Annotated in this window: 15 protein-coding genes; 7 read left to right on the forward strand and 8 right to left on the reverse strand. The window is 75.0% G+C overall.

Annotation, left to right across the window (positions count from 1 at the left end):
* Nucleotides 1-19 precede the first annotated feature (19 nt).
* The 4 genes from VKZ81_RS14180 to VKZ81_RS14195 all read left to right on the forward strand — a co-directional run bounded on the left by VKZ81_RS14180 (nt 20) and on the right by VKZ81_RS14195 (nt 3,548).
* Complete coding sequence (locus tag VKZ81_RS14180; protein ID WP_324241998.1) at nt 20-979, forward strand: class I SAM-dependent methyltransferase; 960 nt, start codon at nt 20-22, stop codon at nt 977-979.
* Nucleotides 980-1,022: 43 nt separating this feature from the next.
* Nucleotides 1,023-2,162, forward strand: coding sequence for a MacS family sensor histidine kinase (gene macS / locus VKZ81_RS14185; protein ID WP_324241999.1), 1,140 nt, complete (start codon nt 1,023-1,025; stop codon nt 2,160-2,162).
* A 17-nt stretch (nt 2,163-2,179) separates the two neighbouring features.
* Nucleotides 2,180-2,812: a response regulator gene (locus tag VKZ81_RS14190; RefSeq protein WP_414709377.1), complete on the forward strand. Its 633-nt coding sequence runs from the start codon at nt 2,180-2,182 to the stop codon at nt 2,810-2,812.
* 115 nt (nt 2,813-2,927) lie between these two features.
* Entirely contained in the window at nt 2,928-3,548 is a 621-nt protein-coding gene (locus tag VKZ81_RS14195) for a response regulator transcription factor (protein ID WP_324242001.1), read from the forward strand.
* A gap of 64 nt (nt 3,549-3,612) precedes the next feature.
* Here the strand turns inward: VKZ81_RS14195 and VKZ81_RS14200 are convergent, their stop codons facing one another.
* Entirely contained in the window at nt 3,613-4,542 is a 930-nt protein-coding gene (locus VKZ81_RS14200; RefSeq protein WP_324242002.1) for a nucleoside hydrolase, read from the reverse strand.
* Nucleotides 4,539-5,375: a ribokinase gene (locus tag VKZ81_RS14205; RefSeq protein ID WP_324242003.1), complete on the reverse strand. Its 837-nt coding sequence runs from the start codon at nt 5,373-5,375 to the stop codon at nt 4,539-4,541. Before VKZ81_RS14205 ends, VKZ81_RS14200 begins: the two co-directional genes overlap by 4 nt.
* A 68-nt stretch (nt 5,376-5,443) precedes the next feature.
* Between VKZ81_RS14205 and VKZ81_RS14210 the strand changes: the two genes are divergently transcribed.
* Nucleotides 5,444-6,187: an acyltransferase gene (locus VKZ81_RS14210; protein WP_324242004.1), complete on the forward strand. Its 744-nt coding sequence runs from the start codon at nt 5,444-5,446 to the stop codon at nt 6,185-6,187.
* Nucleotides 6,188-6,286: 99 nt separating this feature from the next.
* Nucleotides 6,287-6,445 (forward strand): hypothetical protein, encoded by a 159-nt coding sequence (locus tag VKZ81_RS14215; protein WP_324242005.1) that lies wholly within the window; start codon nt 6,287-6,289, stop codon nt 6,443-6,445.
* On the opposite strand, the gene VKZ81_RS14220 is transcribed toward VKZ81_RS14215, so the two are convergent.
* The 6 genes from VKZ81_RS14220 to VKZ81_RS14245 form a co-directional block, all read right to left on the reverse strand.
* On the reverse strand, nt 6,446-7,711 hold the full coding sequence (locus VKZ81_RS14220; protein ID WP_324242006.1) for a glycosyltransferase family 4 protein: 1,266 nt from the start codon (nt 7,709-7,711) through the stop codon (nt 6,446-6,448).
* Nucleotides 7,712-7,894: 183 nt separating this feature from the next.
* Nucleotides 7,895-9,382 carry a 1,4-alpha-glucan branching protein domain-containing protein gene (locus tag VKZ81_RS14225; RefSeq protein ID WP_324242007.1) on the reverse strand — a complete coding sequence of 496 codons (1,488 nt, stop codon included), beginning with the start codon at nt 9,380-9,382 and terminating at the stop codon, nt 7,895-7,897.
* Between the two features lie 10 nt (nt 9,383-9,392).
* Nucleotides 9,393-10,136 (reverse strand): class I SAM-dependent methyltransferase, encoded by a 744-nt coding sequence (locus tag VKZ81_RS14230; protein ID WP_324242008.1) that lies wholly within the window; start codon nt 10,134-10,136, stop codon nt 9,393-9,395.
* 13 nt (nt 10,137-10,149) lie between these two features.
* On the reverse strand, nt 10,150-10,485 hold the full coding sequence (locus tag VKZ81_RS14235) for a YnfA family protein (RefSeq protein ID WP_324242009.1): 336 nt from the start codon (nt 10,483-10,485) through the stop codon (nt 10,150-10,152).
* Nucleotides 10,486-10,507: 22 nt separating this feature from the next.
* Nucleotides 10,508-10,807, reverse strand: a complete 300-nt coding sequence (locus VKZ81_RS14240) for a hypothetical protein (protein ID WP_324242010.1) — start codon at nt 10,805-10,807, stop codon at nt 10,508-10,510.
* Nucleotides 10,808-11,009: 202 nt separating this feature from the next.
* On the reverse strand, nt 11,010-11,150 hold the full coding sequence (locus tag VKZ81_RS14245) for a hypothetical protein (RefSeq protein ID WP_324242011.1): 141 nt from the start codon (nt 11,148-11,150) through the stop codon (nt 11,010-11,012).
* A gap of 226 nt (nt 11,151-11,376) precedes the next feature.
* Between VKZ81_RS14245 and VKZ81_RS14250 the strand changes: the two genes are divergently transcribed.
* Nucleotides 11,377-12,159, forward strand: a complete 783-nt coding sequence (locus tag VKZ81_RS14250) for an electron transfer flavoprotein subunit beta/FixA family protein (RefSeq protein ID WP_324242012.1) — start codon at nt 11,377-11,379, stop codon at nt 12,157-12,159.
* The last annotated feature ends 28 nt before the right edge of the window (nt 12,160-12,187 follow it).

A 12,187-nucleotide genomic window follows, 5' to 3' on the forward strand; every position in this document is an offset into this window, starting at 1 on the left:
GGGCCTAAGGTGCCTACCCATGAGTACGCCCGACCCGGCGCCCAACCCGCACGCCACCGCCGAGCAGGTGGAGGCGGCGCGGCACGACCGGAAGCTCGCCAACGTGCTCTACCACGACTGGGAGGCCGGCACCTACGACGAGAAGTGGTCGATCTCCTACGACGAGCGCTGCATCACCTACGCCGCCGACCGCTTCCGCCACGCCGCGGGTGAGGCGGGTTGGCCGTACGAGCGGGCGCTGGAGCTGGGCTGCGGTACCGGGTTCTTCCTGCTCAACCTCATGCAGGCGGGCGTGGCCACCCGCGGCTCGGTCACCGACCTGTCGCCGGGCATGGTGCAGACCGCGCTGCGCAACGCCGAGCGACTCGGCCTCGACGTCGACGGCCGCGTGGCCGACGCCGAGCGCATCCCCTACGACGACGCCACGTTCGACCTCGTCGTGGGGCACGCGGTGCTGCACCACATCCCCGACGTGGAGCTGGCCCTGCGCGAGGTGCTGCGCGTGCTCAAGCCGGGCGGGCGGTTCGTGTTCGCAGGCGAGCCGACGAAGGTCGGCGACTGGTACGCCCGCCGACTCGGCGCGCTGACCTGGAAGGCCGTCACCACGGTCACGAAGCTGCCCCCGCTGCAGGGCTGGCGGCGGCCGCAGCAGGAGCTCGACGAGTCCTCGCGCGCCGCGGCGCTCGAGGCCGTGGTGGACATCCACGTGTTCGACCCCGACCAGCTGGAGGAGCTCGCCCGCAGGGCGGGCGCCCGGGACGCCCGGGTCGTCACCGAGGAGTTCACCGCCGCGATGATCGGCTGGCCGGTGCGCACGTTCGAGGCCGCTGTGCCGCCCGGCAAGCTCGGGTGGGGCTGGGCGATGTTCGCCTACAAGTCGTGGCAGCGGCTGTCCTGGCTGGACACCAACGTGCTCTCCCGGGTCGTGCCGCGGGGCTGGTTCTACAACGCCTTGGTCTCGGGGACGAGATCTCCGTAGACCTGCGGATGGGGCGGCCGCGCCCGCCCGGCATGCTCACCCCGTGACCTTTCCCGGCGCCGACGTCGAGCACCCGCTCGAGCCGCTGTGGCGCGGGCTGCTCGTCTACCGGGTGCTGACGCTCGTGAGCTCGGTGGCGGGCGTGCTGCTCGCGCTCGACGAGTACGCGTCGCGGGCGGGCGCGCTCGCCGTGGTCGTCGCGATGGTCGCGTGGACGGCCGCGTCCGGCCACCTCTACCTGCGCCGCCCCGCCGGCCCGGACCGGCGCGGCCGGGTGGCGGTCGCCGACGTGGTCGTCACGGTCGCGGTCATGGCCGGCACCCCGCTCGTCCAGACGCCGCAGCAGATGGCGGCCGACGTGTCGGTGATGGGGTCGATCTGGACCTCGGGGGCGGTGCTGGCCTGCGCGATCGCCTTCGGCGTCGCGGGCGGGGTCGGGAGCGCGGCCGTCGTGTCGGGCGCGCTCGTGGGGTTCCAGGAGCGCATCGCGACCGAGCTGCACGACATCCAGCTGCTCGCGCTCGCCGGGCTGACCGTCGGGTTCGCCTCGGCCGTGCTGCGCCGCTCCGCCGAGCGCGTGCGCCGCGCCGTCGCCTCGGAGGCGGCCATGGCCGAGCGGGAGCGGTTGGCCCGCGCGGTGCACGACGGGGTGCTGCAGGTGCTCGGGTACGTCCGGCGGCGCGGCGCCGAGCTGGGCGGCCCCGCGGGGGAGCTCGGCACGCTCGCCGGGGAGCAGGAGGTCGCCCTGCGCACGCTGCTCACCACCGGCTCGGCGCCCGTCGACGAGAGCGGTAAGCGCGACCTCGCCGCCGCGCTGCGGGTGCTCGCCTCCTCCCGGGTCACGGTGTCGACGCCCGCGCACCCGGTCGAGCTGCCCGCCCGCACCGTCGACGAGCTCGTCGCCGTGGTGGGCGCGGCGCTCGCGAACGTCGCCGTGCACGTCGGCCCGGACGCTCCGGCCTGGGTGCTGCTCGAGGACCTCGGGCCGACCGTGGAGATCAGCATCCGCGACGAGGGGCCGGGCATCCCGGAGGGCAGGCTCGAGGCCGCCGAGGCCGAGGGGCGGATGGGAGTGGCGCGGTCGATGCGGGGCCGGGTCCAGGACCTGGGTGGGACGATCACCTGCGACACCGGGCCGGGCGGCACCGAGTGGGTCGTCGAACTGCGGAAGGACGGGTCGTGACGGACGGGATCACGGTGATGGTGGTCGACGACCACCCGATCTGGCGCGAGGGCGTGGCCCGCGACCTCACCGAGCGCGGCCTCGACGTGGTGGCCACCGCCCCGGACGCGGACGCCGCGGTCCGCATCGCCCGCGCCGTGCGGCCGCGGGTCGTGCTGATGGACCTGAACCTCGGCGCGAAGTCCGGGGTGCAGGCGATCGCGGAGATCCTCCAGGCGCTGCCCGAGACCCGGATCCTCGTGCTCTCGGCGAGCGGCGAGCACGCCGACGTGCTGGAGGCGGTGAAGGCGGGCGCTGCCGGTTACCTGGTGAAGTCGGCGAGCGCGGAGGAGCTGCTCACCGCCGTGCGGCGCACGGCCGAGGGCTTCCCGGTGTTCACGCCGGGCCTCGCCGGCCTGGTGCTGGGGGAGTACCGCAGGCTCGCCGGCTCGGAGCGCTCCGGCCCCGAGGTCCCCGCGCTCACCGAGCGGGAGACCGACGTGCTGCGGCTGGTCGCGAAGGGCCTCACCGCCCGGCAGATCGGGGAGCGGCTCGGCGTCTCGCACCGAACCGTCGAGACCCACGTGCAGAGCACACTGCGGAAACTCCAGCTGCACAACCGCGTGCAGCTGGCCCGGTACGCGATCGAGAAGGGCATCGTCGAGGACTGAGGACCCCGGTCACCGGGTGCGCCGTCCGGGTGATCGCCGCCGAACCGGCTCCGAAACGCGTCCCACTTTGGGAGGATTCGGACATGATCGTTCGGCGGAGGGCGGCGTCGGCAGGATGAACGCTCACGCCTCCGCCGTGCTCGTCGCCTCCGCGCGCGCCCTTCCGCGCCTGGTCGCGGCCGTGGAGAGCGGTGGCGTCGACGTGGCGGCCGGCACCGAGCCCGGCGGTGCGCTCGCGGCCGTGACCGAGCACCGGCCCGAGGTCGTCGTCGTCGACCTGGACGGCGCCGCGGCGCTGGAGGTGGTCGCCGAACTCGTCTCCGCGGTGCCGCAGGTGCCCCTGCTCACGCTCTGTGCGGAGGCCGACCACGGCGTCGCGCTCGCCGCCGTGCGGGCGGGGGCCACCAGCCACCTCACCGGGCCGGTCGCGGCGGGTGAGCTCGCCGGCGCCGTGCGGCGCACCGCGGCGGGCGAGGTGGTGTTCAGCCCCGGCCTCGCCGACGTCCTGCTCGAGGAGTTCGGCCGGCCCGCCGCCGAGCGGGAGCGTCCGCTCACCGAGCGGGAGTCCGACGTCGTGCGGCTGGTCGTCGAGGGGCTCACCGCGCGCCAGATCGCCACCCGCCTCGTGCTCTCCCCGCGCACCGTGGAGAACCACGTGCAGAACGTGCTCCGCAAGCTGCACCTGCACAGCAGGGCGGCGCTGGTGCGCTACGCGATCGAACGCGGCCTGGCCTGACTCCTCGAACTTCAGGAAAGCCACATTCACGAAGTGCAGCTTCGTGAATGTGGCTTTCCTGAACTCATCCGAGGCGACGCAGGCGCTCGAGGATCTCCGCCAGCACCGCGTCGGTGTCGGCGTCCAGCGCCACCTGCACCGGCGGGCCCGAGCCCTCGGGCATCCCGACGGTCGCGCCCCGGGCCGGGCCCAGGTCGCAGGCCACCGAGACCGGCCGCGGGGTGGTGCGCAGCGTCCCGGGGAGCACGGCCTCCAGCACGGCCACCGCGTCGTGGACGGCCACCGCGTCGATGCCGTAGCGCTCCCGGAACGCCGCCCGGTAGTGCGTGATCACCTCGGCGAGCGCGGCGCACCGCGGCCCGGCCGCGGCGAGCGCGTCGATCCACTCCGGCCCTGCGGGGCAGCGCAGCGTGAGATCGAGCGGCACCATCGTGACCGGCACGTCGTCCTGGGTGAGCACGCGGTGCGCGGCCTCGGGGTCGCAGTGGGCGTTGAACTCGGCCACGCCCGAGGTGTTGCCCGCGCCCAGCGACCCGCCCATCCACACGATCCGTTCGATCCGCGGCGCCAGCTCCGGGTACACCGCGAGCAGCAGCGCGACGTTCGTGATCGGCCCGATCGGCACGAGCGTCACCGGCGCCTCCGAGGCGCGCAGCACGTCGGCGAGCAGCTCGACGGCGGGCCGACCGGACGGGGCGACGGGGTCGGGCAGCGCGGCCGCCCGCCCGCCGAGCCCGTCGTCGCCGTGCCACTCCCGCGCCAGCTCGCGCTGCGGGTGCACCAGCGGCCGCGCCGCGCCCGCGGCGAGGGGGACGTCCGCCCGGCCGCAGTGCGCGAGGAGGCGCCCCGCGTTGGTCGTGGTGGACTCCAGGGCGACGTTGCCGAAGACCGTGGTGATCGCCCTGACCTCCACCTCCGGCGACGCGAGCGCGAGCATGATCGCGACCGCGTCGTCGACCCCGGGGTCGGTGTCGACCACGATCGGCCTGCTCACAGGGCGGCCTCCAGCTCGGCAGCGGTCGGCAGCGACGGCTGCGCGCCCGCCTTGGTCACGGTGAGCGCGCCCGCGGCGCAGGCCCGGCGCAGCGCCGCCTCGTCGGACGCGCCGTCGAGCAGCGCGACGGTGAGCGCGGCGGTGAACGCGTCGCCTGCCGCGGTGCCGTCCACGACGGTGACGGGCGGTGGTTCGGCGCGGGCCACCTCGCGGCCGCCGCGGCGCAGCACCGCGCCCTTGGCGCCGTAGGTGACCGCGACCGCACCCGCCGCGTCGAGCCCGTCGATCGCGGCGTACTCGGCGGAGTTGACCACCACGAGGTCGACGCGGCGGATCAGCTCGGGGTCCAGCGGTCGGGCGGGCGCCGCGTTGAGCACGACCATGCCGGTGGCGAGCCGCACGGTGTCGGTCACCGCGGCCTCGGGGATCTCCAGGACGGTGAGCACGGCGTCGGCGTCGCGCACGTCGTCCGCGGTCACCGACAGGGTGCCGTTGGCGCCCGGGATCACCACGATCGTGGTCTCGCCCTCGTCGTCGACCGTGATCAGGGCGTGGCCGGTGGGCTCGTCGGGCTCGCGGCGCAGCCGGTCCAGCCGCACCCCGTCGGCGGCGAGCAGGGCGAGCGCCTCATCGGCCGCGGCGTCGGCGCCGACCGCGGCCACCATCTCCACGTCGGCGCCGAGCCGGCGCGCGGCGAGGGCCTGGTTGGCGCCCTTCCCGCCCGGGACGCGGCGCAGCCCGCTCGCCGAGAGGGTCTCGCCGGGCTGCGGTAGGCGCGGCACCCGGGCCACGAGGTCGAGGTTGACGCTGCCGATCACGGCGATCCGGGACACGCCGCAGACGTTCGCCGATCATCGCCGTCCGCGCAAGCCACCGAGGACCGCGTCGTAGGGTCGCCCCCATGACGAGGTTCCGGGTGCGCCGCGGCCGGCCGGGCAGGAGGGACCCGCGGCAGGCCCGCTTCCTCACGTTCGCCTCGCTGCGCTGGGTGCTGCGCAACCGCGCCTTCACACCCTGGTACCTGGTGCGCTACTGGCGGCTCCTGCGGTTCCGCCTCGCCAACCCGCACGTCGTGCTGCGCGGCATGGTGTTCCTCGGCAAGGACGTGGAGCTCTACGCCCGCCCCGGCTACGGGCGGCTGGAGATCGGCCGCTGGGTGCACATCGGCGACGGCAACGCGATCCGCTGCCACGAGGGGTCGTTGCGCATCGGCGACAAGGTCGTGCTCGGGCGGCACAACACGGTCAACTGCTACCTCGACGTCGAGATCGGCGCGGCCACGCTCGTCGCGGACTGGGTGTACGTCACCGACTTCGACCACCGCACCGAGGACATCCACGTCCCGATCAAGGACCAGGGCATCGTCAAGGCGCCGGTGCGGATCGGGCCCGACTGCTGGCTCGGCGTGAAGTCGACGGTGCTGCGCGGCTCGCGCATCGGCCGCGGCAGCGTGATCGGCGCGCACTCCGTCGTGCGCGGCGACGTGCCCGAGCACTCGATCGCCGTCGGCGCGCCCGCCCGCGTGGTCCGCGACCGGAAGGCCGACTACGAGGCGGCCGCCGAACGCCGCGCCGCGCTCGCCGACATCGCCCGCAAGTCCGCCGCGGAGGTGGAGAAGAGGCTCGCCCGGATTGAATCGATGTGATGTCCGGCATGGAACGCCGCGATCCGGGAACGAAGGGGGAGCACCCGCCGTTCATCACGGTGGAATCACAACCCCGTTCCGAAAGGAAGCGTTCCGACCATGAAGGACGCCACCGTCCGCCGCCTGCAAGAGCTCGAGGCGGAGTACACCTTCGCGGTGAACGCGGCGGTCGGCGAGAACCGCGACGACCTCGTGGAGCAGCTCGCCGACGAGTTCCCCGACGCCGCGCTCGAGGTGCTGCGCAGCGACGCGGCCTAGCTACGGCCGGTCTCGACCGAAGACGTTCCCCGTCGGGATCTTCGGCCGGCCGAGCTCGGCCGCGGTCCCACGGGTCGCCGCCGCGTACACCGATGCGGTGTCGGCGGCGATCCGACCCCAGCTGAATTCGCTCCCCAGACGCTTTCGCGCGGCGCGAGCCCTGCGCGCGGCGGCCGCCGGATCGGCCAGCACCGCGCCGACCGCAGCCGCGAGGCCCCGGACATCCCCCGGCGGGAACGACAGGCCGGTCTCCCCGTCCAGCACCACCTCGCCGAGCCCGCCCGCCGTCGAGGCCACCAGCGGCGCCCCCGCGGCCGCCGCCTCGAGCGCCACGATCCCGAACGGCTCGTAGCGGCTCGGGAGCACCACCGCGTCGACCGCTCGGAGCAGGGCGGCGAGGTCCGCGTCGGGCAGGTGACCGGCGAAGGTCACGCTCCGGCGCACGCGATGGGCCTCCACCGCCTCGACGAGCTGATCGTGGGCGGTGCCGGTGCCCGCGACGACCAGCCGGGTGCCCCGGTGCGACCGCCGGATGCGGGGGAGCGCCGCGATCAGGTCGTGGACGCCCTTCTCGTACTCCAGGCGGCCGAAGTAGAGCAGCACCGGCGCATCGCCCGGGGCGTAGCGCTCCCGCACCGCCCGCACCCGCGCCGGGTTGGCCCGCCACCGCCGCGGGGTGATGCCGTTGTGCAGCACCACGATCGGGTCGGGGTCGACCTCGAACAGCTCGGCCACCTCGGCCCGCATCGCGGCGGAGCAGGTGATCAGCGTGTCGGCGCGCTGGGCGAGCCACCACTCGGCGGAGTGCACCTGCCGCGACAGCGGGGTGGACAGCCAGCCGGAGTACCGACCGGCCTCGGTGGCGTGGATCGTCGCGACGAGCGGGACCTCGAGCGCGTCCGCGAGCGCGATCGCCGGGTGCGCGACGAGCCAGTCGTGGGCGTGCACCACGTCCGGGCGCCAGTGCGGGACGAGCCGGGTCAGCGCGGCCCGCACCATCCCGTGCCCCATCGCGAGCGTCCACGCCACCAGGTCGCGCTCGAACTCCAGGTGCAGCGGGTCCTCGGCGACGCGCAGCACGCGCACGCCGTCGAGCACCTCGTCCACCGTCGGGTGCGTCGAGGCATCGGTCCCCGAGGGCTGGCGGGAGAGCACGACGACCTCGTGCCCGGCCGCGGCCAGCTCGGTCGCCAGCGCGTGCACGTGGCGCCCGAGGCCGCCCACCACGACCGGCGGGTACTCCCACGAGACCATCAGCACGCGCACAGGGGGAACCTACCGGTGGGTAAAGACCCTGGCGTCCGCGAGTCGCGCTCTGCGTGTCGGCGAGTCGCGGTCTGGAGTCCGCGAGTCGCGGTGTGGGTGTCGGCGACCCGCGCTCTGGATGTCCGCGCGAGCCGCGCTCTGGGTGCCGGTGAGTCACGCCTGAGCGCGGGGCGAGTCGCGCTCTCAGCGCGGGCGGAGCAGGCGGGCGTCGAGGTGGCCGAAGACCGCGTCGTCCCCACCCCAGCTCGCCACCCGGCGCTCGGCCGCCCGGCGGCGCCCCGCGCCCAGCAGCGCGGCGAGTTCCTCCACCCGCGCGGCGTGCCCGGTCGCGCGCTCGCGGGCGTAGCCGGCCGCCGAGTCCTTGGTGACCATGAACGCCCAGTCGCTCGACAGCGCGAGCAGCGCCTCGGTGGCCAGCGCGTCGCGGATCGGGTCGCGGGCGATCCCCCCGACGACCGCGCCGAGCAGGGCCTTCTGCACCCGTTCCTGCAGCGCCACGAGGTCGGCGACCTGCGGGCCCGCCCACACCCGCCAGTCCTTGCCCGACCCCCACGACGACGGCGGCAACGCCACCGGCTCGCCGACCAGCCCCGCACGGGCGGCACCACGCAGCGTCGTCACCCGCACGCCCGCCTCGGGCAGGGCCCGCAGCACCGCCTCCAGCCAGGCCGGGCCCTCGTGCCACCAGTGCCCGAACAGCTCGGTGTCGAACGCCGCGACCGCGAGTCCCGGTCGCCCGATCCGCGCCGCGACCGCGGTGAGCCGCTCGCGGACCACGCGCACGAAGTCGGCGGCGTCCCGGGCGACGGCCGCGGCGGCCCGGCCGGGGTCGTAGGGCCGCTTCGCCTCCGGCGGGACGCGCTTGCCGGTCACCCGCGCCGGCTTGAGCCCCGAGGCGTGGTCGAAGGTGTGGAAGTCGCGGTAGTCGCGCCCGCCGGGGTAGCCCGACCGCGGGGACCAGACGCGGTAGGTCACCTCCAGGTCCCGGCCGAACGCCAGCACGTCGGTGCCCCCGACGGGCCGGGCGAGCCCGGTGTCGCCACGCAGCGCGGGCCCGTCGACGAGGAAGCGCCGCACCCCCGCCGCCGCGTACCCCTCCTCCATGCCGGGGGCGTAGCCGCACTCCGGCGCCCAGATCCCCTCCGGGCGGACGCCCAGGCGGACCGCCGTGTCGGTGAGGCCGGTCTCGAGGGCGAACGCGCGTACGTCCGGTTGCAGCAGCGGTCCGAACGGGTGCGTCGCCGGCCCACCGAGCACCTCGATCGCGTCGGCGTCGGAGAGCGTGCGCAGCAGCGGGGACGCGCCGTGGCGCCAGTCGCGCTCGAACACCTCCAGCGCGGCCGCCGCCGCCCGGTGCTCCCGTGCGGCGAGTTCGGGCAGCCGGGCCGCGGCGCCGTGCGCGCGCAGCAGCCAGCCGCCGAGCCAGCCGTGCACGCCGCGCAGGCAGTGCGGGTCGTCGAGCTGGGCGGCGAGCACCGGCGTGACGCCGAGCGTGAGCAGCTCCGTCCTGCCCTCCGCGGCGAGCCGCCGCACCAGGTCGAGGACGGGGAGGTAGGCGTGCGCCCACGCCTGGTAGAGCCACTCCTCCCCGACGGGCCAGCGGCCGTGGTGCGCGAGCCACGGGAGATGGCTGTGCAGCACCAGGCAGAACGTCCCGACCGGCTCCGTCATCGGCTGCACGCTACGGGCGCCTCGCGAACGCAACGAGGTCGAGGGAGGCGTCGACGTCGTCGGGGCGCAGCGCGAAGTCCCCGGCGGTCACGGACGCGACGTCGCGGCGCAGCGCCTCGGGCCACCCACCTCCGGCGAGCGCGACGGCCACCTGGGCGTCGACGATCGAGCCGCCGTGGCGGGTGTCGAGCGCGCGCAGCCGCGGCCCGTGGTGCAGACCGAGCACCTCCACCCGCGCGAAGCCGGCGTCGCGCACGAGCTGCGCGACCTCGGCCGCGGAGAGCTCCCGCGTGTGGAACGGGTTCAACGGGGTCTCGCGGCCCGGGCTGAACGTGAGCCGGTTGGGCGTCGAGAGCATCAGCGCGCCGCCGGGGCGCAGCACGCGCAGGCACTCGCGCAGGAACCGCTCCTGGTCCCACAGGTGCTCGATCACCTGGAGCGAGACGACGGCGTCGCAGGCCCCGTCGCGCACCGGGAGCGCGACCAGGTTGCCCCGCGCGACGGCGACGCCCGGGTAGCGGCGGGCGGCGTGGCCCGTCGCCGCGCGGTCCAGGTCGACGGCCAGCACGCGCGCAGCGGCCTGCGCGAGGATCGCGGCGCCGTAGCCCTCGCCGCACCCCGCCTCGAGGACGACGGCCCCGGCGCACCGATCCCGCAGCGCGGCGTAGACGGCCTCGTGTCGGCGGAACCAGTAGTTCTCCTCCGGGACGCCCGGCACCGTGCGCTCGCCGGTGAGGGGGAGGGTCGGGTCCACGGGGCACACCGTGTCAGGCCGGGCGGGGCGCGTACATGATCAAGGCCACGCCGACGAGGCAGATCACCGCTCCGAGGAGGTCGTAGCGGTCGGGTCGGTACCCGTCGACCACGACGCCCCACACCAGGGAGCCCGCCACGAACACGCCCCCGTACGCGGCGAGGATGCGGCCGAAGTGCGGGTCCGGCTGCAACGTCGCGACGAAGCCGTACGCGCCGAGCGCGAGCACCCCGGCGCCGATCCACAGCAGGCCCCGGTGCTCCCGCACCCCCTGCCAGACCAGCCACGCCCCGCCGATCTCGGCCAGCGCGGCGAGGACGAACAGGGCGACGGAACGCGCGATGGTCACGGCAGCAACCTAGGTCGCTCGCTCAGCCCTGCTTGCGGGGCCCGCCGCGCACCGACAGCACGCCGCCGACGTCGTACCTGAGCCAGGCCAGCAGCGTGGCGTCGTCGAGCGTGAGCGGAACCCGCGGCCCCTGCCACCCCAGCGAGGCGGTGGCCCGGCTGCGCAGCGCGCAGCGCAGCCGCGCGGCGAGCTCGGGGGTGGCCCGCACGGCGACGCCGTCGAGGCCGACCTCGTCGCCGAGCGGGAGCCCGTCGTTCGCGTCGGGCCCGGTTCGCAGGACGTAGCCGCAACCGTGGCGGTCGTCGTAGCCGGTGACGATCATCCGATCCGTCCCCGGGCGCGCGACGCGGTGGTGTGATGGTGCCCACCGCCCGGGCTGCCGGGGTCAGCGGCGCGGCCGGCTCGCCCGGGACGGACCGAACGGGACATGGGCGGCTCCGCGGGTCGGGTGGAGGGACGGTACTCGCGCGGCGCCGCCGCGCGCGTGGCCTGAACGGCTCATCACCCGGACGCGGGGCCGCGGATCAGGGCCTGTGCAGGCGGGAGAACAGGCCGCGGGCGCGCTCGCGGGTGCGCGGGTCGGCGGCCATCCGCCTGCCGTGCTCGGTCGTGCGCCGACCCTGCGGGCTGACGAGGAAAGCGCGGATTCGCTGCAGAAGGGGCATTGGCGCGGATTACCCGCCGTGCTCGCACCCACATGTGACGGGTGAGGAGTCTCACCTGCGCGGCGTTTGCCGCTCAGATACCGGCTGGTAACAATTGCCGGAACCGGGCGTCCGACGCGCCGAACCTCGTCCGTGGTGGCATGTTTGGCAGTTGCGGCGCGGGGCGCCGAGCGTCCGACAGACCCACCGCGGCAGGTCCGCACCGGCAGGAGGTCGAAGAGGTCCGATGAACATCGTCGTGCTGGTCAAGCAGGTGCCTGATACGTACTCGGAGCGCAAGCTCCGGGCGGACGGCACCTTGGACCGCGACGCCACCGACGCTGTGATCGACGAGATCAACGAGCGGGCGGTCGAGGCGGCGCTGCAGTTGAAGGAGGCCCACGACGGGTCGGAGGTGACGGTCCTCTCGATGGGGCCGGACCGGGCCACGGACGCGATCCGCAAGGCCCTGTCGATGGGGGCGGACAAGGCGGTGCACCTGTCGGACGATGCGCTGGCGGGCTCGGACGCGGTGCAGACGGCGAAGGCGCTGGCCAAGGCGATCGGCACGGTCGAGGGTGTCGACCTGGTCGTGGCGGGCAACGAGGCGTCCGACGGCCGGATGGGTGCGGTGCCGGCGATGGTGGCCGACGTGCTCGGGCTGCCGGCGCTGACCCACGCCCGCGAGATCACGGTGGAGGGTTCGACGGTCACGGTGAAGCGGGAGACCGACGACGGCGTCACGACGCTGACCGCGGAGCTGCCGGCCGTGGTGAGCGTGGGCGAGAAGATCAACGAGCCGCGGTACCCGTCGTTCAAGGGGATCATGGCGGCGAAGAAGAAGCCGGTCACCACGCTGACGCTTGCCGACGCCGGGATCGACCCGTCCGAGGTGGGGCTGGCCAACGCGCTCACGTCCGTGACGTCGTCGCAGCCCAAGCCGCCGAAGAGCGCCGGTGAGAAGGTCGTCGACGAGGGCGACGGCGGTCAGAAGATCGCCGCGTACCTGGCGTCCCAGAAGTTGATCTGAGAGCTCATCTGAGAGGGAGACGGATCTG

This window comes from Pseudonocardia sp. (assembly GCF_035305885.1).
GTDB lineage: Bacteria > Actinomycetota > Actinomycetes > Mycobacteriales > Pseudonocardiaceae > Pseudonocardia.